We start from the raw sequence: 21824 nt of genomic DNA on the forward strand, positions 1-21824 counted from the left end.
GGCACCCGGCGGGTCTCGCGCCGGGTGCCCCTCATGTGGGCGTTTCAGTCCTCGCTGGGCGCCGCGGGCAGCTTCGACTGGATGAGGTCCATGACCGTGGAGTCCGCCAGCGTCGTCACGTCACCGACCTGCCGGTTCTCCGCCACGTCGCGCAGCAGGCGACGCATGATCTTGCCGGAGCGGGTCTTGGGCAGCTCGCTCACCGGCAGGATCCGCTTGGGCTTGGCGATCGGGCCGAGCGTGGCGCCGACGTGGTTGCGCAGCTCGGTGACGAGGTCCTCGGACTCCGCCGCCGTGCCCCGCAGGATCACGAAGGCCACGATCGCCTGCCCGGTCGTCTCGTCCGCCGCGCCGACCACGGCCGCCTCGGCGACCGACGGGTGGGAGACGAGGGCGGACTCTACCTCGGTGGTGGAGATGTTGTGCCCGGAGACCAGCATGACGTCGTCGACCCGGCCGAGCAGCCAGATGTCGCCGTCCTCGTCCTTCTTGGCGCCGTCGCCGGCGAAGTATTTGCCCTCGAAGCGCGACCAGTACGTGTCGATGAACCGCTGGTCGTCGCCCCAGATGGTGCGCAGCATCGACGGCCACGGCTCGGTGAGGACCAGGTAGCCGCCCCCGCCGTTCGGCACCTCGTTGGCCTCGTCGTCCACGACGGTGGCGGAGATGCCGGGCAGCGGGCGCTGGGCGGAGCCCGGCTTGGCCTCGGTGACGCCCGGCAGCGGCGTGATCATCATCGCGCCGGTCTCGGTCTGCCACCAGGTGTCGACGACCGGGGTCGCGTCCGCGCCGATGGTCTTCCGGTACCAGATCCACGCCTCGGGGTTGATCGGCTCGCCGACCGAGCCGAGGACCCGCAGGGAGGACAGGTCGAACTTGGCGGGGATGTCGTCGCCCCACTTCATGAACGTCCGGATCGCGGTGGGCGCCGTGTAGAGGATGGAGACCTTGTACTTCTGCACGATCTCCCAGAAGCGGCCCTGGTGCGGGGTGTCCGGGGTGCCCTCGTACATGACCTGCGTCGCGCCGTTGGCGAGCGGGCCGTAGACGATGTACGAGTGGCCGGTGACCCAGCCCACGTCGGCGGTGCACCAGTAGACGTCGGTCTCAGGCTTGAGGTCGAAGACGGCCCAGTGCGTGTACGCGGTCTGCGTGAGGTAGCCGCCGGAGGTGTGCAGGATGCCCTTCGGCTTGCCCGTCGTACCGGACGTGTACAGGATGAACAGTGGGTGCTCGGCGTCGAAGGCCTCCGGCGTGTGCTCGGCGGACTGCCGGTCGACGGTCTCGTGCCACCACTTGTCGCGGGAGTCGTCCCAGGCGACTTCCTGGCCGGTGCGGCGGACGACGAGCACGTGCTCGACGATGCCGGCGCGCTCGACGGCCTCGTCGACGGCGGGCTTGAGGGCGGACGGCTTGCCGCGCCGGTAGCCGCCGTCGGAGGTGATGACGACCTTCGCGTCGGCGTCCTGGATGCGGGTCGCGAGCGCGTCGGAGGAGAAGCCGCCGAAGACCACCGAGTGGGCGGCGCCGATCCGGGCGCAGGCCAGCATCGCGATCGCCGTCTCCGGGATCATCGGCATGTAGACGGCGACCCGGTCGCCCTTCTGCACGCCGAGTTCCAGCAGGGCGTTGGCGGCCTTGGAGACCTCGTCCTTGAGCTGGGCGTAGGTGATGGCGCGGTTGTCGCCGGGCTCGCCCTCGAAGTGGATGGCGACGCGGTCGCCGTTGCCGGCTTCCACGTGGCGGTCGACGCAGTTGTAGGCGACGTTGAGCTTGCCGTCCTTGAACCACTTGGCGAACGGGGGGTTCGACCAGTCGAGGGTCTCGGTCGGCTCCTCGGCCCAGGCCAGCCGACGGGCCTGCTCGGCCCAGAAGCCGAGCCGGTCGGCCTTGGCCTGTTCGTACGCCTCCGCCGTGACGTTGGCGTTCGCGGCCAGGTCGGCGGGCGGCGCGAACCTGCGCTCTTCCTTGAGCAGGTTGGCCAAGGATTCGTTGCTCACGACATCTCCCGTTCTCAGGGTTGTCCGTTGTGTCCCAGGCCACAGCTCATCAGACCCGGGGGGCCGATGACAAGGGTCGACGGGCAACTGGTTTAGACCTGTCTGGCGTCGCCTGTGCTGGTGGCCAGTGGTCATCAGTACCCACGCACGCCGACGGCGCGGGGTTCAGCGTCTGTTACGACGCTCACACTCCCCGCGCCTCGGCTCCCGTACCGCTCAGGCGGTCAGGTCGGTCTCCAGGACCAGTTCGAACACGCCGTCCGCGGCGCTCACGGGATCCCCGGAGAGCAGGTACGCCTGGGCCTCGCCCACGTGGAAGTACATGCCGTGCAGCTCCAGGTCTCCCGCGCTCAGGGCTCGGGCCACCGCGTCGTGGGCGCGCAGGTGCTCCAGTTGCTGGACCACGTTGGCCAGGCAGAGCCGCTCGGCCGCGTCGGCGGGCGGGCGTCCGGCCAGCAGAGGCCAGGACTGCGCGTCCTCGGACGGGCTCTCCGGGTCCTCGCGGAGCCGTGCCAGGCTCGGCAGCCCGTGCCGCAGCCACCGCTTGAGCGGGGTCTGCGCGCCGCCGGGCTCGGCGCTGAGCAGCGCCTGCATGGCCCCGCACCCGGAGTGCCCGCACACCGTGATGGACCGCACCTTGAGCACGTCCACCGCGTACTCGATCGCGGCGGCCACGGAGTCGTCGCCGCTCTCCTCGCCGGGCAGCGGGACGAGATTGCCCACGTTGCGCACGACGAAGAGGTCGCCGGGTCCGCTCGAGGTGATCATCGAGGTGACCACCCGAGAGTCGGCGCAGGTCAGGAAGAGCTGGGAGGGCTGCTGTCCCTCGCGGGCCAGCCGGGCCAGCTCGCCGCGGACCAACGGCGCGGTGTTGCGCTGGAACGCGCTGATGCCACGCGCCAGTTCGCGGCCGCTGATGCCACGCGTCAGTTCCCCGGTGCTGGGGCCGCCGCGGCCGCTGGGAGCACCGGTGACACCCGTACCGGTGAGCTTGCCCCGCCCGTCGGAGCCGTCCGACCCGTCCGGCCCGTCCGCCACGCTCTGTCCGCTCGGTCGGCCGGGCGGTCCGGTCACCGCCTCGGTGTCCGTGCCGGTCTCGCCCTGCCCGTCGGCGCCGGACGGGGGCGTCGGCTGCGGGGGCTCGCACTGGTGGTTGCGCCAGGGAGTCCAGGGGCGGCAGCGGCAGCCGTCCGTGTCGGCCGGTTCGGAGATGCGGGTGCCGGGGCGGCGGCCGGTGATGTCGACGCGACCCCCCTGCGCGGTGTGCGTCTTCTGCCAGTCCTGCAGGGTCTCGTACGCCGCGTGGTCCATGAACGACCCGTCCAGTTCCACGACGGTGTCCGCCCCTTGGGGCACCTGATGCAGGACCCGGCTGAGCCGCGGCACCGCGAGGAACGTCAACTGGCCGCGCACGTGCACGTGGTGGACCCCGTCGGTCTCGTCATGCTTGATCCGGGTGCGGGTCAGGCGGTGCAGGGCGACGCCGACGGCCACGGCGATGCCCAGCGCGACGCCCTCCAGGACGCCGAAGAACACCACGCCGCCGGTGGTGACGGCGTAGACCAGCACCTCGCGGTGGCGGGTCACCGTGCGGATGTGGTTCAGCGACACCATCTTCAGGCCGACGGCCATGACCAGGGCGGCGAGCGAGGCGAGCGGGATGAGCTCCAGGGCCGGAACCAGCAGCAGCGTGGCGATCAGTACGAGAACGCCGTGCAGCATCGTGGAGTTCCGGCTGACGGCGCCGGCGGACACGTTCGCGGTGCTGCGTACGGCCACACCGGCGATGGGCAGCCCGCCGAGCGCGCCGGAGACGATGTTGCCTGCGCCCTGTCCGAGCAGCTCACGGTCGAGGTCGGAGCGCTTGACCCGGCCGGTCAGACCGGGCCGGGCGGAGACCAGCTTGTCGACGGCGACCGCGCCGAGCAGGGACTGCACACTGCACACCAGCGTGGTGGTGAGCACGGCGGCGACCAGGCCGAGCACCGGGCCGTCGGGCAGCGTGGCCAGGGCGTGGCTGCTCCAGGAGGGCAGGTCGACCTTGGGCAGGCGGAGCCCGGCGAGGGCCGCGACCGCGGTGGCGCCGGCGACGGCGATGAGGGCGGCGGGGAGCTTGCCCAGCAATCGGCCGGCCTTGCCCGGGACGCGCGGCCACAGGAACAGCAGGGTCAGGGTCAGCACGCTCGCCGCCACGTCGGCGGGGCGCAGGTTCGCCAACTGGGCGGGCAGCGCGAGCAGGTTGTCCGGCACGGAGCTCTGCGGGGTACCGCCGAGGACGATGTGCAGCTGGGCGACGGCGATGGTGACGCCGATGCCGGCGAGCATGCCGTGCACGATGGCGGGGCTGACGGCGAGCGCGGAGCGTGCCACGCGCAGGCAGCCCAGGCCGAGTTGGGCGATACCGGCGAGAACCGTGATGGCGCAGGTCGTGCGCCATCCGTACTGCTGGATGAGGTCGGCGGTGACCACGGTGAGCCCGGCGGCGGGTCCGCTGACCTGGAGGGGGCAGCCGCCGAGCCATCCGACGACGATCCCGCCCACCGCGGCGGCGACGAGGCCGGCCTGGAGGGGGGCGCCGGTGGCGAGGGCGATGCCCAGGGAGAGGGGCAGGGCGATCAGGAAGACCGCGATCGAGGCCGACACGTCGGCGCCCGCGAGGCGAAAGTGCCCGCGGCCGCCGGGCGGCGGACTGTGCGGTGGGTGGACGTGCTCGGTCCGGGCCGATTCGGCGCGGGCGGGGACGCAGGATGACATCTTTTCCCGTCTCCTACAGCGGCGGGATACCGAGCGCCCGGCGGACGCTCGGTGCGTACGTGATGAGCGCTGTGAACGCGCTGGCGATTGCGCTCAGTAAATAGATCGTAATTCAGAGTAAAGGGGGGGCATAGACTTTTCGCGCAAATGGAGTAATGCGCCGCTCAAGTGAGTGAATCCATACATTTCATCGGCTTGTCGTACTAATTCCTTCTCGCATGCGTGCCACCTTGACGGCGCTGACGCCACGTCCCGGCTCAGCACCCGACATCGCCGTCGTCGGCGTTGGTCCCGAGAGAAGGAAGAAGGTGGGCGGAACATGGCCGCCACCCACAGGATCGCCGCGCGCACCGTGATCGCCGCCGCGGTCTGCGCCGCGTCGCTCGCCGGTTGTGCGATCGACAGCGGTACCGGTTCCGGTCAAGGCACGCGGGGTCCGCAGAAGGAGAAGGGGGAGGCGGCGCCGGCACCCAAGAACGCGGTCCGCCTGATCGGCGACGGTTCCACCGCGTACACCGGGGCCCAGCCGCACCTGCCCCGGCCCGAGCGCCTCAAGCCCGGCCAGAAGCCCCCGCAGTTCGTGGTGTTCTCCTGGGACGGCGCGGGCGAGGACAGTCAGAAGCTGTTCTCCCACTTCCGTGAAGTGGCCAAGGAGAACAACGCGACGATGACGTACTTCTTGAGCGGCGTGTACATGCTGCCGGAGGAGAAGCGGGACCTGTACCGGGCACCACAGCACTCCCCGGGCCGCTCCGACATCGGCTTCAACGACGAGCAGGGCATCGCCGACACCGTCGAGCAGCTGCGGCTGGCGTGGCTGGAGGGCAACGAGATCGGCACCCACTTCAACGGGCACTTCTGCGGCCCCGGCGGGGTCGGCGACTGGTCCGTGGAGGAGTGGAAGGCCGAGATCAGGCAGGCCAAGCAGTTCGTGAAGACCTGGAAGACCAACACCGGGTCGAAGAACGCGGCGCCCTTGCCCTTCGACTACGACAAGGAGCTGATCGGCGCCCGTACCCCGTGCCTCGAGGGGCAGGAGAACTTCGTCAAGGCCGCCGGTGACATGGGCTTCCGCTACGACAGCAGCGGCGTGAACAACCAGGTCTGGCCGAAGAAGAAGCACGGCCTTTGGGACGTGTCGATGCAGCTCGTGCCCTTCCCCGGGCACACCTTCGAGCAGCTCACCATGGACTACAACTTCATGGTCAACCAGTCCGGCACCACCACCCAGGGCGACCCGGCCAAGCACGAGTTCTGGGGCGACCAGATGCGCGACGGCTTGCTCCAGGGTTTCCAGCGCGCCTACGACGGCAACCGCGCACCCCTGATCATCGGCAACCACTTCGAGTCCTGGAACGGCGGCACCTACATGCGCGCCGTCGAGGAGGTCGTCGAGAATGTGTGCACCAAGGACGAGGTGCGCTGCGTCTCCTTCCGGCAGCTCGTGGACTGGCTGGACGCCCAGGACCCCAAGGTGCTGAAGAAGCTGCGCACCCTGGACGTCGGTGAGGCACCGAAGAAGGGCTGGGCTTCCTTCCTGTCGGCCGACCCCGCCCCGGCGCCGAAGGGCGTTCCCGGAGCCCCGGCCGCCAAGCCGTAGCCGCCCGGCGGGGCGGGCGCGAGCCCCCGAGGGCCGATGGCGCCGGTGTCACGCCGGGGCGACGGCCGCCTCCCCGAGGACGAAGCCGGGGTCGACCTGCGCCGCCAGGTCGGCCCCGGTGCGCTCGTTGCCCCAGCTGCGGGCGTTCTTCAGGTGGAAGTGGACCATCTGGCGCGTGTAGCGGTCCCAGTCCCGCGAGTCGTACGTCGCGTCGGCGGCCGTGCCCAGCCTGTGCAGCGCGCGGCGGTTGGCGTCCTCCAAGAGCTCGAACCGGGGCGGGCGGCCCTTCTCCATGGCGCGCACCCAGTCCGAGTGGCCGACGGTCGTCAGGAGGTCGTCCCCGACCTGTTCGCGCAGGAAGTCGAGGTCGTCCGGCCCCTGCACCTTGTTGCCGACGACCTTCAGGTTGATGCCGAAGTCGCGGGCGTACTCCTTGTACTGGCGGTAGACGGAGACGCCCTTCCGGGTCGGCTCGGCGACGAGGAACGTGATGTCGAAGCGGGTGAACATGCCGGAGGCGAACGAGTCCGAACCCGCGGTCATGTCGACCACCACGTACTCGTCACGGCCGTCGACCAGGTGGTTCAGACACAGCTCCACCGCTCCCGTCTTGGAGTGGTAGCAGGCGACTCCCAGGTCGGCTTCCGTGAAGGGCCCGGTGACCATCAGGCGGACGGTCCCGGCGTCGAGTTCCACCGACCGGGCGCAGGCGTCGTAGACCGGATTGTCCTCGCGCACCCGCAGCAGGCGCGAGCCCCCGCCGGGTGGAGTGGTCTTGATCATCGTCGCCGCGGAGGCGATCCGCGGGTTGGTCCCGCGCAAATGGTCCTTGATCAGCGGCAGGTGCTCGCCCATCGCGGGGAGCCCGGCCGCCTCCGCCTCGTCGAGGCCCAGCGCGGCTCCCAGGTGCTGGTTGATGTCGGCGTCGATGGCGACGACGGGCGCACCTGCGGCGGCGAGATGGCGGATGAACAGGGAGGACAGCGTGGTCTTGCCGCTGCCGCCCTTCCCGACGAAAGCAATTTTCATGTTCACCAAGCGTAGCGAAGTGTTGGCTGTCCGTGACGCGAGTGTCCGGGGAAGGTGAAGAAGACCACTCATTCGTGGGGCGGAGCACAGGGGTGCGTAATGTCGTACTCATGAGTACGACAGGCGCGACCGCCGATCCGCTCGCGGCCCTGGGCGAACTGCCCGGCGTGGCCGAGTCCGTCGAGTCCGTGCGCAAGGCCGTGGACCGGGTCTACGGCCACCGGATCATGCGGCGTCGCAGCAACGCGATCACCTCGGAGGCCGCACTGCGCGGCGCCCGGGGTTCGGCGGCGCTGTCCGGGGCGGACTGGGCTTTGGAGGAGGTGCGCAGGCGCAGCGACTTCAGCGGTGACGACGAGGCGCGCGCCGTGGGCGCGGCCCTGCGGCTGACCGCCGAGGCGGGGCAGCTGCTGTCCATCTGGCGCCAGTCGCCGCTGCGTGTGCTGGCCCGGCTGCACCTGGTGGCCGCGGCGGACAAGGCCGACCAGGTGGGGCGGCCCCGCCAGGAGGGCGAGGCGGTGGCCGAGCCGCTCGTGGAGCTGCCGCTGCCGGGCGCCGAGGAGGTGCACGGCCGGCTGGACGGCCTGGCCGGGCTGGTCATGGCGGGCGGTTCCGCGCCGGCGCTGGTGACGGCGGCCGTCGTGCACGGCGAGCTGCTGGCGCTGCGGCCCTTCACCTCGCACAACGGTCTGGTCGCGCGCGCGGCCGAACGCATCGTCCTGATCGGCAGCGGCCTCGACCCGAAGTCCGTCTGTGCCGCCGAGGTCGGTCACGCCGAACTGGGCCGCGCGGCCTACCTGGCAGCGCTGGACGGCTACGCCTCCGGGACGCCGGAGGGCATGGCCGCGTGGATCGCGCACTGCGGCCGGGCGGTCGAGCTGGGCGCGCGCGAGTCGACGGCGGTGTGCGAGGCGCTTCAACGCGGGGCGGCGTGACGGCGGGGCAGAGCCCGGCGCGCAAGAACGCAAATGCGGCGGTACGAGAATTCGTACCGCCGCTGGCATGACCACCGGGGTACCAAGCGTCCTCGATGTGTTGCCCATCAGGTCGGGGACTTTGCCCGTCACCTGGTGCGGCTGGCCCGTAATCGACGGGTCGACGTCGCGTGGGTGCCCGATGTCCATGCTCGGTCCGTGGGGCCAATTGCGTTCTTAAGGTGATCCTTTCGGATGTCCTTGGTCTCGCGGGCCGTTGACTCCTTTGTACTCCTGCGCCGGAGCAAGCGGAAGTGCATACCGAACTTCTTTACGTTTGCGTTCATACGCGGGTGAAAGGGCGGGTCGGAGAATCCGCGCACGCACATCGGCGCGTGCGGGCGGGGGGCGGGTCGGGGGTCAGGCCGCTGCCGCTGACCGGCGCCGGCTCGCGTACCAGACGAGGCCCGCGGTGGCCGCGGCGGCGCCTATCGCGGCGGCCGCGACGAGCGCCGGTCGCGGCGGAACGGAGAACCCCCGGATGCGCTGCTTCAGCCGCACCGGACGGTGGAAATCGAGGATCGGCCAGTCGCGCGCGAGGGCTTCGCGACGCAGCGCCCGGTCCGGATTCACCGCGTGGGGGTGACCGACGGACTCGAGCATCGGCAGGTCGGTCGCCGAGTCGCTGTAGGCGTAGCAGCGGCTGAGGTCGTACCCCTCGGACTCGGCCAGCTCCCGGATCGCCTCCGCCTTGGTGGGGCCGTACGCGTAGTACTCCACCTCGCCGGTGAAGCGGCCGTCCTCGCCCACGACCATGCGGGTCGCCACCACCCGGTCCGCGCCGAGGAGCTCACCGATGGGCTCGACGACCTCGGCGCCCGACGTGGAGACGATCACGACGTCGCGGCCGGCGGTGTGGTGCTCCTCGATCAGGGAGGCGGCCTCGTCGTAGATGATCGGGTCGATCAGGTCGTGCAGGGTCTCGGCGACGAGCTCCTTGACCAGCCGGACGTCCCAGCCGCGGCACAGGGCGGAGAGGTACTTGCGCATCCGCTCCATCTGGTCGTGGTCGGCGCCGCCCGCGAGGAAGACGAACTGGGCATATGCGGTGCGCAGGACAGCCCTGCGGTTGATCAGCCCGCCTTGGTAGAACGACTTGCTGAACGTAAGTGTGCTCGACTTCGCGATGACCGTCTTGTCCAGGTCGAAGAAGGCCGCCGTGCGCGGTGAGGAGTGCGCCATGGAGTGGGGCGAGGAGTGGTTTTCCACGACCCCGAGCATAGGCGCAGCCCATTCGGCGTAAGGTGGGGCGCGTGGGTTTGCCTGAGAGGCCTCTCGGGTACACCATGGAAGTCACGGATCGTTCGCGACCGTGCTAACCCGGTCCGACTCCTCCCCCCCCGAGTCGGCCGTGGAGACGACCCCCGCTCTCCCCCCCGGCGGGGGTCGTCGCATGTCCGGATGGGTTTTCCTCCCTCCGGCGCACCCAGCGTCCGTGCCGTGGTGACGCTTGCGAGGCATATTTGTCATGGCCATGACTGACTACGGAGGGTAGTCGTGAGGCTGCTCTGCGGGCACTGCGCGCGGGTCGGAACGGAGTGGTGCGGGGCTCACCGGTTCGGGTGACGGCGATATTCACATCCATCGAGTTGTCCACAGTTTTCGACCAAGATCCACATGATTTCCAGGATCGCTGCACCGTGATTCCCACGCGTCCGGACCGTGCCGAGTTCCAGGGCCGGTTGCCTTTGCCGGACGCGTATGGCCGACCGGTTCTACGAACCGCCGGAAAGGCGGGCCGCAGGGGCTGTGCGAGATACGGGACACGACCGCGACCACGGATGTCGCGGCGAACGGGACGGGACCGCGACTGCGGAAGTCGCGGCGAAGGGGGACACGGAACATGACGGGGACCATCACCCATGACGACCCGCCGCACGCCGCCGGAGGGCGCCAGGGCGGGCCACTGATCGTCACCGAGGACACCGAACTCCTCGACGACCTGCTGCGCCTGTGCGCGGCGGCCGGCGCGACACCGGAAGTGCACCACTCGGTGCCGACGGGGTCCGAGGCGCCCGCGCCGTCCCCGAGGTCCGGGTGGCCTGGCGGCTGGGAGGCCGCGCCACTCGTCCTCGTCGGCGACGACGCCGCACGGCGGGCCCGCGGGGCCGCGCGGAGACGCGGGGTGGTTCTGGTGAGCCGCGATCAGGACGACCCCGGAGTCTGGCAGCGGGCCGTCGAAATCGGCGCCGACCACGTCCTGGTGCTGCCCGACGGCGAACAGTGGCTCGTCGACCGCATCGCCGACGTCGCCGAGGGCGTCGGCCGGCCCGCTCTCACCGTCGGAGTGATCGGTGGCCGGGGTGGCGCCGGGGCGTCCACGCTGGCCTGCGCGCTTGCCGTCACCTCCGCGCGGGAGGGGCTGCGCAGCCTCCTGGTGGACGCCGATCCGCTGGGCGGCGGCCTCGACGTCCTCCTCGGCGGCGAGACGGCCGAGGGGTTGCGGTGGCCCGCGTTCGCGGCCTCGCGAGGCAGGGTCGGCGGCGGCGCCCTGGAGGAGTCGCTGCCCGAGCTGCATTCGCTGCGGGTGCTCAGCTGGGACCGCGGCGACTGCGTCGCCGTGCCGCCCCAGGCCGTACGCGCGGTGCTCGCCGCGGCCCGGCGCAGGGGCGGCACGGTCGTCGTGGACCTGCCGCGCCGGATCGACGACGGCGTCGCCGAGGTCCTCGCCCAGCTCGACGTCGGCCTCCTCGTCGTCCCGGCCGAACTGCGGGCCGTCGCGGCGGCCGGCCGGGTGGCGGCCGCGGTCGGCATGGTCCTGCGTGATCTGCGCGTCGTGACGCGCGGGCCGTACGACTCCGGCCTTGACGACCGCGAGGTGGCCCGGCTGCTCGGGCTGCCGCTGACCGGCGAGGTTCCCGTCGAGGCCGGCCTCCTGCGCGCCGCCGACGGCAAGCGCCCTCCCGGCGGGTCCGCACGCGGACCGCTGGCGCGCTTCTGCCGGGAGTTCTGGGATCGGGCGTTGGTGGAGACGGGGGGTGGGGCGGCGTGAAGGCAACGGCGGCGGAGTTCGAGGGGGCGGTGGCGCGGCCGGCCCCGCGGAGCGGCGCCCCGGGGTGGGCCGTCCGGGTGGCCCCGGGAGCGGTGCCGGCGGACCGGGCGTACGCGGGTGCGGCCGCGGGAGGGCCCCTGCCGGGGTCGGTCGCCGATGGGGCGCCGACCGCGGTGTCCCCCGTCGGCCCCGGCCCGGCTTCGGGGATGCTCGACGGGGTGCGGCGGTGGCTCGCCGAGCACGGGTCGGAGCCCACGCCCGCGCGGGTGGCGCAGGCCCTGCGGGAGCAGGGACGGGTGCTCGGGGACGCCGAAGTCCTCGGAGCCGCCGCACAGCTGAGGTCGGAGCTCGTCGGCAGTGGGCCGCTGGAACCGCTGCTCGCCGACCCGTCGGTGACCGACGTACTGGTCTCTGCCCCGGACCGGGTCTGGGTGGACCGGGGCGGCGGCCTGGAGCTGACGTCGGTCGCCTTCCCGGACGCCGGGGCGGTACGGCGGCTCGCGCAGCGCCTCGCCACGGTCGCCGGGCGCAGGCTGGACGACGCCCGGCCCTGGGTGGACGCACGGCTGCCCGACGGCACCCGGCTGCACGCGGTGCTGCCCCCGGTCGCCGTCGGCTGCACCTGCCTGTCGCTCCGGGTGGTACGGCCCCGTGCGTTCACGCTCGACGAGCTCGCGGCCGCGGGCACCGTGCCGCCCGGAGGTGACCGCGTGCTGCGCGCGCTGCTGCGGGCACGGCTGTCCTTCCTCGTCAGCGGCGGCACCGGCAGCGGCAAGACGACGCTGCTCAGCGCGCTGCTCGGCCTCGCCCGGCCGGACGAGCGCATCGTGCTGGCCGAGGACTCGGCGGAACTGCGGCCCGACCACCCGCACGTCGTCCACCTGGAGACCAGACCCGCCAACCAGGAGGCCGCGGGCCTGGTCACCCTGGAGGACCTGGTGCGGCAGGCGCTGCGCATGCGGCCGGACCGGCTGGTCGTCGGCGAGGTGCGCGGCGCCGAGGTGGCCCACCTGCTGGCGGCGCTGAACACCGGTCACAGCGGCTGCGGGACGGTGCACGCCAACGCAGCCGCCGACGTGCCGGCCCGGCTGGAAGCGCTCGGCACGGCCGCTGGGCTGGACCGCGCGGCGCTGCACAGCCAGCTGGCCGCGGCCCTGTCTGTGGTCCTGCACCTGGCCCGGGACCGGGCGGGACGTCGCCGGATCGCCGAGGTGCACGTACTGGAGCGTGATCCGTCGGGGCTGGTGCGGACCGTGCCGGCGTTGCGGTGGGAAGCGGAGGCCTTCGCGGCCGAGCGCGGCTGGGAGCGGCTGCGGGGGCTGCTGCGCGCCGACGGGCTCGGCCACGAGCACGTGGAGAGGAGGCGTACAGGTGACGGGGACGGGTGAGTTCTCGACGGGCGTGGCCCTGGGGTGCCTCGGCGCGGCGGCATGGCTGGTGGGGAGTGGGTGGCGCACCGGAGCGCGGCGCGCGCGGCTGGTGCTCGCCGGTGACGGAACGGGCGGTACCGGGCCGCCGCCACCGGGGCGATGGATGACGGACGCGGTGCTGCGTGTCCGTGGCCGGCTGACGCCCGAGTGGTGGGCGCCGGTAACCGGGCTGCTGCTGGCGGTACCGGGCGACTCGGTGCTGCCGGTCGTCGCGGGGGCGGCCGGGGTGCCACTGCTGCGGCGGACGCGCCTGGCCCGCCGGGCGCGGCGGATCCGGGAGCGCCGGCAGGACGCGGTGATCGCCCTGTGCGGAGTCCTCGCCGGGGAGGTGCGGGCGGGGCGGCAGCCGGGGGAGGCACTGCTGTGTGCCGTGAACGACTCCGGAGGCCTCGGCGACGGGCAGGCAGCGGTGCTGGCCGCGGCCCGCTTCGGCGGGGACGTGCCGGGGGCGCTCGCGGCGGCGGCGCGGCAACCGGGTGCCGAGGGGTTGCGGGGCCTGGCGGCGTGCTGGCGGGTCGCCGTCGACCAGGGCGCCGGACTGGCGGCCGGACTCGACCGGCTGGAGGGCGCCCTGCGCGCCGAACGGGACCAGCGCTCCGACCTGCGGGCCCAGTTGGCGGGCGCACGCGCCACGGCGGTGATGCTCGCCGGCCTGCCGGTCTTCGGCCTCCTGCTCGGCGCCGCCCTCGGTTCCGACCCGCTGCGCGTACTGCTGCACACGGGAGCCGGGCTGGGCTGTCTGCTGGCCGGCGGGGTCCTGGAGGGCCTGGGCGTGTGGTGGGTGACGCGGATCGTGCGGAAGGCGGAGGCGGCGTCGTGAGCGGGGAAGTCGTCCACAGGCTGGAAGCGGCGGTGGGGGCGGTGCTGGTCGCCGGATGGCTGGCGCACGGGTTCGTAGCCCTGCGGAGGGAGCGGATCGTGCGCAGGCGGCTCACCGGCCTCCTGGCCCCGCCGGCAACTCGCGCCGACCCACGACACGCCGAGGTGCTCGGCGCGGCGCGCGACCGGCTGCCGCTGGTGGCCGTGGTGGGTGCGGGATGGGCCCTGGTCGGGGGTGTCGTCGGTGTGACGGTGGGCCTGGCGGGTGCGGTGGTGCTGTGGCGCCTGCGAGCCCGGCGGACGGCCGCCGGTACGGCCGCGGCGCGAACCGTCGCCGCCGAGGCCGCTCGCCAACTGTCTCTGGCGGCCGACCTGCTCGCGGCCTGTGTCGCGGCCGGCGCCGGGCCGGTGGCCGCGGCCCAGGCGGTGGGCGATGCCCTCGGCGGACCTGTGGGGGACGCGCTGGGCCGTGGAGCGGCGGAGGTGCGGCTCGGTGGTGAGCCGGCAGGTGCCTGGCGGGGGCTCGCCGCGCTGCCGGGCGCGGCTCCCCTGGCGCGGTTGCTGGAACGGGCCGACGTGTCCGGTCTGCCCGCTGCCCGCCCGGTCGCCCGGCTGGCCGCCCAGGCGCGCGCCGACTGGGCCCGCACCACGACGGCACGAGCCCGCCGGGCGGCCGTCATGGTCACCGCGCCGGTGGGTCTGTGCTTCCTGCCCGCGTTCATCGCGGTGGGCGTACTGCCGGTGGTGATCGGGCTAGCGGGCGGGGTGTTGGGCGACGGGGGAGGTGGTGGCTGACGGGAGGGGCGGGCCGGCGCGGGCCGGCGCACGGGACCGGTGGACGAGCGAGACCGGTGGACCAGCGAATGAGCGACGGAAAAAAACCTTACGGGGGTTGTGATGTATCAGGTGGTACGGGCGCGAATGAGTGCCCTGACGCGTGCGATGTGTTCGGCACGGCGCCGGCGGGCCGCGGGGCGGGACGCGGGAATGGTCACTTCCGAGTACGCGATGGGGATCGTCGCGGCGGTGGCGTTCGCCGTGGTCCTTTACAAGGTGGTGACGAGCGGGGCGGTCAGCGCGGAACTGCAGGGCATCGTGAAGCAGGCACTCGATGCGCGGATGTGAGCGGGGCGCCAGGACGTGCTCCCGCGGCTCGGACAGGGGCTTCGTGACGGCGGAGACAGCCGTGGTGCTGCCCGTGCTGGTGGTGTTCGCGATGGCGCTGGCGTGGGGGCTGCTCGTGGTGGCCGCGCAGATCCAGTGCGTGGACGCGGCCCGGACGGGCGCCCGCGCGGCGGCCCGACAGGACCCGGCCGACGCCGTTGCCGAAATCACCCGGGAGGCGGCACCCCGCGGGGCGCGGGTCACGGTCAGCCGGGAAGGGGACCGGGTCCGTGTGGTTGTGGTGGCCGAGCCGCCGGCGCTGCACGGGTTGCCCTTCGAGGTACGGGAGGAGGCCGTGGCGTCGGTGGAGACGGCGGGGGGTGCGCCGTGAGGTGCAGGGCCGGAAGCGCCGACCAGGGGGCCGCCACCGTCTGGAGCGTCGGCGCCGTCGCCGTTCTGTGCCTGGTGTTCGGCGTCGTCCTGGCCCTCGGCCAGGCGGTTGCGGCCCGGCACCGTGCGGCCGGCGGCGCCGATCTGGCGGCGCTGGCGGCGGCGGACCACTGGGCGCGGGGCGGTACGGCGGCCTGTGCCCGGGCGGAACGGATCGCGGCTGCCCAGGCGACGCGGCTGGTGCGGTGCGTGCTTACCGGCCAGGTCTCCGACGTGAGGGTGGCAGCCGGCTGGGGGCCGTTCGCGTCGGAGGTCCGGGCGAGGGCAGGGCCGGCGGTGGAGACACCCTCGGCGGGGGCGACGTCGGTGGCGGACCGTCGGTGAGGACCCGTCGGCGGGGGCGCGTCGGTGAGGTCCCCGGCGGGACTCAGGGGGCGGGCTCGCCCCGTCCCGTCTCCGCCTGCCTCGCCTCGGCCGACGCCGCCTCCGTCGGTCCTGCCTCGATCGGCCCCGCTGCCGTCGGCTTTGCCTCCGCCGACGTCACAACCGTCGGCTCCGCGGTGGGACCCCGGCCACCGTCCCGTCCCCCTCCCGCCGCACGTCCCGACGTCCCGTCCGCGGCTCCTCGGAGCAGCACCGTGAGCAGCCGTACGGCCCCTCGCTTGTGCAACGGGTCGTTGCCGTTGCCGCACTTGGGGGACTGGATGCAGGACGGGCAGCCGGCGTCGCACTCGCAGGAGGCGATGGCCTCCCGGGTGGCGGTGAGCCATTCGCGGGCGGTGTGAAAGGCCCGCTCGGCGAAGCCCGCCCCGCCGGGGTGGCCGTCGTACACGAAGACCGTCGGGAGCAGCGTGTCGGGGTGGAGGGGGACGGACACGCCGCCGATGTCCCAGCGGTCGCAGGTGGCGAAGAGGGGCAGCATGCCGATCGAGGCGTGCTCGGCGGCGTGCAGGGCGCCGCCGAGGATCTCCGGGTTGATCCGGGCCGCGTCCAGCTGGTCCTCGGTGACCGTCCACCACACCGCGCGGGTGCGCAGCGTCCGGGGAGGCAGGTCGAGCTTCGTCTCGCCCAGCACTTCGCCGGTGATGAGACGCCGACGCAGGAAGGAGACGACTTGGTTGGTGACCTCGACGGAGCCGTAGCACAGGCGTCCGTCGCCCCAGGGGACCTCGGTGTCGGTCTCCAGGACGGAGATCGCCGTAGTGTCGCGGGCGACCGTCGAGTAAGCGGGCGTGGCCTGCTCGACCAGCGCGACGGACTCCTCCAGGTCCAGCGACCGGACGAGATACGTGCGGCCCTGGTGGAGGTGGACGGCGCCCTCGTGGACCGTCGTGTGGGCGGCGCCGGCGTCCACCGTGCCCAGCAACCGCCCCGTCCCGGCCTCGACGACCTGGACCGGCCGTCCGCCCTCACCGCGGATGTCGGTCAGGTCGGCGGCCCGCTCCCGGCGCGTCCAGTGCCAGGCCCGGGTCCGGCGGCGCAGCAGCTTCGCGGCCTCCAGCTGGGGGAGCAGTTCCTCGCAGGCGGGGCCGAACAACGGCAGGTCCTCGTCGGTCAGCGGAAGCTCGGCCGCCGCGGCGCAGAGGTGCGGCGCGAGGACGTAGGGGTTGTCCGGGTCGAGGACCGTGGACTCCACGGGCTGGTCGAACAGGGCCTCCGGATGGTGGACGAGGAAGGTGTCCAGCGGGTCGTCGCGGGCGACCAGCACCGCGAGCGCCCCCTGCCCGGACCGTCCTGCCCGTCCTGCCTGCTGCCACAGCGACGCCCGGGTGCCCGGATATCCGGCGATCACCACGGCGTCCAGCCCGGAGATGTCCAGGCCGAGTTCGAGGGCGTTGGTCGCGGCGAGGCCGAGGAGTTCGCCGGAGTGCAGGGCGCGTTCCAGGGCCCGGCGCTCCTCGGGGAGGTAGCCGCCGCGGTACGCCGCGACGCGCCCGGCCAGCGAGCGGTCGATCTCGGCCAGGCGCTCCTGGGCGATCACGGAGATCAGCTCGGCGCCGCGCCGGGACCGCACGAAGGTGATCGAGCGCATGCCCTGCACGGTGAGGTCGGTGAGCAGGTCGGCGGCCTCGGCGGTGGCCGTGCGGCGGACCGGCGCGCCCTTCTCGCCCTCCAGCTCGGTCAGCGGCGGCTCCCAGAGGGCGAACACCAGTTCACCGCGCGGTGAGGCGTCGTCGGCGACCTCGACGACCGGCAGCCCGGTGAGCCGGCGGGCGGCCACGGCGGGCTCGGCCGCCGTGGCGGAGGCGAGCAGGAAGACCGGGGACGCGCCGTAGCGGGTGCACAATCGGCGCAGTCTGCGCAGCACCTGGGCGACGTGGGAGCCGAAGACGCCCCGGTAGGTGTGGCACTCGTCGATGACGACGTACTTCAGCGCCTTCAGGAAGGAGGCCCAGCGGGGATGTGACGGCAGGATGCCGCGGTGCAGCATGTCCGGGTTGGTGAGCACGTAGGTGCCGTACTGGCGGATCCACTCGCGTTCCTCGAACGGCGTGTCGCCGTCGTACACCGCGGCTCGAACGGATGTGCCGAGAGGTTGTGAAAGTTCCTTCACCGAACGGCACTGGTCGGCGGCCAGCGCCTTCGTCGGGGCCAGGTACAGGGCGGTGGCGCCACGCCCGTTCGGGGCCTCGGAGCCGTCCAGCAGTGTCGACAGCACCGGCACCAGGTACGCCAGGGACTTGCCGGACGCGGTCCCCGTGGCGACGACCACCGAGTCACCGTCGAGGGCGTGTTCGGCGGCGCGTGCCTGGTGGGCCCACGGGTGCTCGATGCCCGCGGCCCGCACCGCCGCGACGACCTCCGGGCGAATTCGGTCCGGCCAGACGGCATGACGGCCCGCACGCGGGGGCAGGTGCTCCGTATGAGTGATGCGCGCAGCCCGGCTCGGTCCCGCGGCGAGCCGGTCCAGGAGCATGCCCGGTTCCGGCCGGGAGCCGGGCTCCGCCGGGGGTCGATCGGGTCGGTGTTTCTTGGCCATCGGCACCGAGTCTGTCACTGGCGTGACGGACAATGGGACCAAGGCGTCGTGCACGCCTGCCGGTAAGTGATTGAATGCCATCGCGGCTGGCGAACCGTCCTGGGGGCTTCAAGCCGAGGTGTCGCGAGGGACGACCGCTCGATAGCAAGGTGCTGGAGGATCCGTGGACCTGTCCCTGTCGACCCGTACCGTCGGCGATCGTACGGTCGTCGAGGTCGGTGGCGAAATTGACGTATACACCGCGCCCAAGCTGCGTGAGCAGCTGGTCGAGCTCGTGAACGACGGGAGTTTCCACCTCGTCGTCGACATGGAGGGCGTGGACTTCCTCGACTCCACCGGGCTCGGCGTACTGGTCGGCGGACTGAAGCGGGTGCGTGCCCATGAGGGCTCGCTGCGCCTGGTCTGCAACCAGGAGCGCATTCTCAAGATCTTCCGTATCACCGGCCTCACCAAGGTGTTCCCCATTCACACCTCGGTCGAGGAAGCGGTGGCGGCCACCGACTGACGACCGGTCCCGGGCCCGTGGGCCCGGGACGGCAGTAGAACGAGGAGGTCCGGGCTGTCGGCGGCCCGGGCCCCGACAGCACGCCCGTAGTTCCGAGGGGGATGCATGGCCACCGTCGAACTCCGCTTCAGCGCGCTGCCCGAGCATGTCCGCACCGCCCGTCTGGTGGCGGCCGCGGTGGCACGCAGGGCCGGAGTGGACGAGGCCGTCCTCGATGAGGTCAGGCTCGCCGTCGGCGAGGCCTGCACCCGGGCTGTGGGCCTGCATCAGCACGTCGGCATCACGGCGCCGGTCACGGTGTCGCTGATCGAGGAGGAGAAGCAGTTCTCCATCGAGGTCGGCGACGAGGCGCCGCACGCGACACCGGGGGCCGGAGCCCCGGGTGCCGCCGTGGACGACGCGGAGGCCGAGGAGGACGAGATGGGCCTCGCGGTCATCAGTGGACTCGTCGACGACGTAAAGGTCACGGCCGGCGAGGACGGCGGACTGATTCGCATGACCTGGCCGACGGCGCCGGCGGTGCTCCCGCCGGTCTGACCCCCGTTTCACCCGAAGGGCCCCACGTCCTGGGGCCCTTCGTCATGCGCGGACATACAGTGGGGCCGTGTGGGCATCAAGTGAATTCCTTCACGATCAATTGCGATCAGGTGCACGGGAAGAAGGATCACGGCATTAATGCCGGAAGGGCATTACTACTTACGTGGTCCTTCCGGTTGACAGGTCAATTCCATTTGTCGTGCACTGTTTTGATCAGGTTCCGGTACCTACAATCCCGTCCACATCTTGAGCTCAGCCCAAGCGTCAAGGAGGACGAATGGCGGAGCTTTCCACCCCTCATCAGTTGGGTGATCCCTCCTCCCTCGCGGCCGCCGTGCTGACCGACGGAAACCGTGCCCTGGTCGCGGTCATCGCGGTCGTCGCACTGGCCGCGCTGGTGCTCGCGGGAGTCCTGGTACGCCAGGTGCTCGCTGCGGGCGAGGGAACCGACAGCATGAAGAAGATCGCGGCGGCCGTCCAGGAAGGTGCCAACGCCTATCTGGCCAGGCAGCTTCGCACGCTCGGCGTATTCGCCGTCGCCGTGTTCTTTCTGCTCATGCTGCTGCCCGCGGACGACTGGAATCAACGTGCCGGGCGATCGATCTTCTTCCTGATCGGCGCGGCGTTCTCCGCGGCCACCGGCTATATCGGCATGTGGCTCGCCGTGCGCAGCAATGTGCGCGTCGCCGCGGCGGCGCGGGAAGCGACACCCGCCCCGGGCGAACCGCAAAAGGATCTCACCGTCGTCGCGCACAAGGCTACGAAGATCGCATTTCGTACGGGCGGCGTGGTCGGCATGTTCACGGTGGGGCTCGGCCTGCTGGGCGCCTGCTGCGTGGTACTGGTCTACGCGGCCGACGCGCCGAAGGTCTTGGAGGGCTTCGGCCTCGGTGCCGCGCTGATCGCGATGTTCATGCGCGTCGGCGGCGGCATCTTCACCAAGGCCGCCGACGTCGGCGCCGACCTGGTCGGCAAGGTCGAGCAGGGCATTCCGGAGGACGACCCGCGCAACGCCGCGACCATCGCCGACAACGTGGGCGACAACGTCGGCGACTGCGCGGGCATGGCGGCTGACCTCTTCGAGTCGTACGCCGTGACCCTGGTCGCCGCGCTGATCCTCGGCAAGGTGGCCTTCGGCGACTCCGGCCTGGCGTTCCCGCTGCTGGTGCCGGCGATCGGCGTGATCACCGCCATGATCGGCATCTTCGCGGTGGCACCCCGGAGGTCCGACCGCAGCGGCATGAGCGCGATCAACCGGGGATTCTTCATCTCCGCCGTGATCTCACTGGTGCTGGTGGCGGTGGCCGTCTTCGTCTACCTCCCCGGGAAGTACTCGGAGCTGGACGGCGTCACCGACGCGGCGATCGCGGGCCGGGACGGCGACCCGCGGGTCCTGGCGCTCGTCGCGGTGGCCATCGGCATCGTGCTCGCCGCCCTGATCCAGCAGCTCACCGGCTACTTCACCGAGACCACCCGACGCCCCGTCAGGGACATCGGCAAGACCTCGCTCACCGGTCCCGCCACCGTCGTCCTCGCCGGTATCTCGATCGGTCTCGAATCCGCCGTCTACACCGCCCTCCTGATCGGCCTCGGCGTCTACGGGGCGTTCCTGCTCGGCGGTACGTCCATCATGCTGGCGCTGTTCGCCGTGGCACTGGCCGGCACCGGCCTGCTCACCACGGTCGGTGTCATCGTCGCCATGGACACCTTCGGCCCGGTCTCCGACAACGCGCAGGGCATCGCCGAGATGTCCGGCGACGTCGAGGGCGCCGGCGCCCAGGTCCTCACCGACCTGGACGCCGTCGGCAACACCACCAAGGCCATCACCAAGGGCATCGCCATCGCCACCGCCGTACTCGCCGCCGCGGCCCTCTTCGGGTCGTACCGCGACGCCATCACCACCGGCGCGGCGGACGTGGGCGAGAAACTCAGCGGCGAGGGCGCGCCGATGAGCCTGATGATGGACATCTCGCAACCCAACAACCTCGTCGGGCTCATCGCGGGCGCGGCGGTCGTCTTCCTCTTCTCGGGGCTGGCGATCAACGCGGTGTCGCGGTCGGCGGGCGCGGTGGTCTTCGAGGTGCGGCGCCAGTTCCGGGAGCGGCCCGGAATCATGGACTACAGCGAGAAACCCGAGTACGGCAAGGTCGTCGACATCTGCACCAGGGACGCCCTGCGGGAACTCGCCACGCCCGGACTGCTCGCCGTGATGGCGCCCATCTTCATCGGCTTCACGCTCGGCGTGGGCGCGCTCGGCGCGTTCCTGGCGGGTGCGATCGGCGCGGGCACGCTCATGGCGGTGTTCCTCGCCAACTCCGGTGGCGCCTGGGACAACGCCAAGAAACTCGTCGAGGACGGCCACCACGGCGGCAAGGGCAGCGAGGCGCACGCCGCCACTGTGATCGGCGACACGGTCGGCGACCCGTTCAAGGACACCGCGGGCCCGGCGATCAACCCGCTGCTGAAGGTCATGAACCTGGTGGCGCTGCTCATCGCGCCGGCGGTCATCAAGTTCTCCTACGGCGCCGACGAGAGCATCGCCGCGCGGGTGCTGATCGCCGTCGTCGCGTTCGGCGTCATCGCCGCGGCGGTCTACGCCTCCAAACGGCGGGGCATCGCCATGGGTGACGAGGACGACGCCGACCCGACTCCCAAGTCGGCCGATCCGGCGGTGGTTTCGTAGTCACCGCCGCACTGCTGCTTACGGAGC

General features: G+C 72.1%; 17 protein-coding genes. 12 read left to right on the forward strand and 5 right to left on the reverse strand.

What is annotated here, in order from left to right; genetic code table 11:
• Window positions 1–44 precede the first annotated feature (44 nt).
• Together acs and IE142_RS21640 are read right to left on the reverse strand one after the other, a co-directional pair.
• Window positions 45–2000 (reverse strand): acetate--CoA ligase, encoded by a 1956-nt coding sequence (gene acs / locus IE142_RS21635; protein ID WP_191887273.1) that lies wholly within the window; start codon window positions 1998–2000, stop codon window positions 45–47.
• 216 nt (window positions 2001–2216) lie between these two features.
• Window positions 2217–4754, reverse strand: coding sequence for a SulP family inorganic anion transporter (locus tag IE142_RS21640; RefSeq protein ID WP_191887274.1), 2538 nt, complete (start codon window positions 4752–4754; stop codon window positions 2217–2219).
• Window positions 4755–5073: 319 nt separating this feature from the next.
• Between IE142_RS21640 and IE142_RS21645 the strand changes: the two genes are divergently transcribed.
• Complete coding sequence (locus tag IE142_RS21645; RefSeq protein ID WP_191887275.1) at window positions 5074–6354, forward strand: polysaccharide deacetylase family protein; 1281 nt, start codon at window positions 5074–5076, stop codon at window positions 6352–6354.
• 48 nt (window positions 6355–6402) lie between these two features.
• On the opposite strand, the gene IE142_RS21650 is transcribed toward IE142_RS21645, so the two are convergent.
• Window positions 6403–7383, reverse strand: a complete 981-nt coding sequence (locus IE142_RS21650; RefSeq protein WP_191887276.1) for an ATP-binding protein — start codon at window positions 7381–7383, stop codon at window positions 6403–6405.
• A 110-nt stretch (window positions 7384–7493) separates the two neighbouring features.
• Here IE142_RS21650 and IE142_RS21655 point away from each other — a divergent pair, with 110 nt between their 5' ends.
• Window positions 7494–8318, forward strand: coding sequence for a Fic family protein (locus IE142_RS21655; protein WP_191887277.1), 825 nt, complete (start codon window positions 7494–7496; stop codon window positions 8316–8318).
• Between the two features lie 399 nt (window positions 8319–8717).
• Here IE142_RS21655 and IE142_RS21660 read toward each other — a convergent pair whose 3' ends face one another.
• Window positions 8718–9578: an HAD family hydrolase gene (locus IE142_RS21660; RefSeq protein WP_191887278.1), complete on the reverse strand. Its 861-nt coding sequence runs from the start codon at window positions 9576–9578 to the stop codon at window positions 8718–8720.
• Window positions 9579–10200: 622 nt separating this feature from the next.
• On the opposite strand from IE142_RS21660, the gene ssd reads away from it, so the two are divergent.
• The 7 genes from ssd (at window position 10201) to IE142_RS21695 (ending at window position 15476) form a co-directional block, all read left to right on the forward strand.
• A complete protein-coding gene (gene ssd / locus IE142_RS21665; RefSeq protein WP_191887279.1) occupies window positions 10201–11349 on the forward strand; it encodes a septum site-determining protein Ssd in 1149 nt (382 codons plus the stop codon).
• 206 nt (window positions 11350–11555) lie between these two features.
• Complete coding sequence (locus tag IE142_RS21670) at window positions 11556–12737, forward strand: TadA family conjugal transfer-associated ATPase (RefSeq protein WP_191887323.1); 1182 nt, start codon at window positions 11556–11558, stop codon at window positions 12735–12737.
• Complete coding sequence (locus IE142_RS21675; RefSeq protein WP_191887280.1) at window positions 12721–13599, forward strand: type II secretion system F family protein; 879 nt, start codon at window positions 12721–12723, stop codon at window positions 13597–13599. Before IE142_RS21670 ends, IE142_RS21675 begins: the two co-directional genes overlap by 17 nt.
• Entirely contained in the window at window positions 13596–14393 is a 798-nt protein-coding gene (locus IE142_RS21680; RefSeq protein WP_191887281.1) for a type II secretion system F family protein, read from the forward strand. The genes IE142_RS21675 and IE142_RS21680 overlap by 4 nt, the downstream gene beginning before the upstream one ends.
• 102 nt (window positions 14394–14495) lie before the next feature.
• A complete protein-coding gene (locus IE142_RS21685; protein WP_043376855.1) occupies window positions 14496–14723 on the forward strand; it encodes a DUF4244 domain-containing protein in 228 nt (75 codons plus the stop codon).
• Complete coding sequence (locus IE142_RS21690) at window positions 14710–15093, forward strand: TadE family type IV pilus minor pilin (protein ID WP_191887282.1); 384 nt, start codon at window positions 14710–14712, stop codon at window positions 15091–15093. Before IE142_RS21685 ends, IE142_RS21690 begins: the two co-directional genes overlap by 14 nt.
• Window positions 15090–15476, forward strand: coding sequence for an Rv3654c family TadE-like protein (locus IE142_RS21695; RefSeq protein WP_191887283.1), 387 nt, complete (start codon window positions 15090–15092; stop codon window positions 15474–15476). Before IE142_RS21690 ends, IE142_RS21695 begins: the two co-directional genes overlap by 4 nt.
• 43 nt (window positions 15477–15519) lie before the next feature.
• On the opposite strand, the gene IE142_RS21700 is transcribed toward IE142_RS21695, so the two are convergent.
• Window positions 15520–18153: a DEAD/DEAH box helicase gene (locus tag IE142_RS21700; RefSeq protein ID WP_229830758.1), complete on the reverse strand. Its 2634-nt coding sequence runs from the start codon at window positions 18151–18153 to the stop codon at window positions 15520–15522.
• Between the two features lie 82 nt (window positions 18154–18235).
• Here IE142_RS21700 and bldG point away from each other — a divergent pair, with 82 nt between their 5' ends.
• The 3 genes from bldG (at window position 18236) to IE142_RS21715 (ending at window position 21797) form a co-directional block, all read left to right on the forward strand.
• Window positions 18236–18577: an anti-sigma factor antagonist BldG gene (bldG, locus tag IE142_RS21705; protein WP_003975386.1), complete on the forward strand. Its 342-nt coding sequence runs from the start codon at window positions 18236–18238 to the stop codon at window positions 18575–18577.
• Window positions 18578–18682: 105 nt separating this feature from the next.
• Window positions 18683–19114 (forward strand): ATP-binding protein, encoded by a 432-nt coding sequence (locus tag IE142_RS21710; RefSeq protein WP_191887284.1) that lies wholly within the window; start codon window positions 18683–18685, stop codon window positions 19112–19114.
• A gap of 277 nt (window positions 19115–19391) precedes the next feature.
• A complete protein-coding gene (locus tag IE142_RS21715; RefSeq protein WP_191887285.1) occupies window positions 19392–21797 on the forward strand; it encodes a sodium-translocating pyrophosphatase in 2406 nt (801 codons plus the stop codon).
• Window positions 21798–21824: the final 27 nt, after the last annotated feature.

The organism is Streptomyces mutabilis (genome assembly GCF_014649815.1).
Taxonomy (GTDB): Bacteria; Actinomycetota; Actinomycetes; order Streptomycetales; family Streptomycetaceae; genus Streptomyces; species Streptomyces mutabilis.

Bases quoted from the DNA above. Each gene is read 5' to 3' on its own strand.
- IE142_RS21670 (WP_191887323.1), top strand. From the start codon at position 11,556: ATGCTCGACGGGGTGCGGCGGTGGCTCGCCGAGCACGGGTCGGAGCCC.
- IE142_RS21690 (WP_191887282.1), top strand. From the start codon at position 14,710: ATGCGCGGATGTGAGCGGGGCGCCAGGACGTGCTCCCGCGGCTCGGAC.
- ssd (WP_191887279.1), top strand. From the start codon at position 10,201: ATGACGGGGACCATCACCCATGACGACCCGCCGCACGCCGCCGGAGGG.
- IE142_RS21715 (WP_191887285.1), top strand. From the start codon at position 19,392: ATGGCGGAGCTTTCCACCCCTCATCAGTTGGGTGATCCCTCCTCCCTC.
- IE142_RS21640 (WP_191887274.1), bottom strand. From the start codon at position 4,754: ATGTCATCCTGCGTCCCCGCCCGCGCCGAATCGGCCCGGACCGAGCAC.
- IE142_RS21710 (WP_191887284.1), top strand. From the start codon at position 18,683: ATGGCCACCGTCGAACTCCGCTTCAGCGCGCTGCCCGAGCATGTCCGC.
- IE142_RS21685 (WP_043376855.1), top strand. From the start codon at position 14,496: ATGTATCAGGTGGTACGGGCGCGAATGAGTGCCCTGACGCGTGCGATG.
- IE142_RS21655 (WP_191887277.1), top strand. From the start codon at position 7,494: ATGAGTACGACAGGCGCGACCGCCGATCCGCTCGCGGCCCTGGGCGAA.
- IE142_RS21660 (WP_191887278.1), bottom strand. From the start codon at position 9,578: ATGCTCGGGGTCGTGGAAAACCACTCCTCGCCCCACTCCATGGCGCAC.
- IE142_RS21650 (WP_191887276.1), bottom strand. From the start codon at position 7,383: ATGAAAATTGCTTTCGTCGGGAAGGGCGGCAGCGGCAAGACCACGCTG.
- IE142_RS21645 (WP_191887275.1), top strand. From the start codon at position 5,074: ATGGCCGCCACCCACAGGATCGCCGCGCGCACCGTGATCGCCGCCGCG.
- IE142_RS21700 (WP_229830758.1), bottom strand. From the start codon at position 18,153: ATGGCATTCAATCACTTACCGGCAGGCGTGCACGACGCCTTGGTCCCA.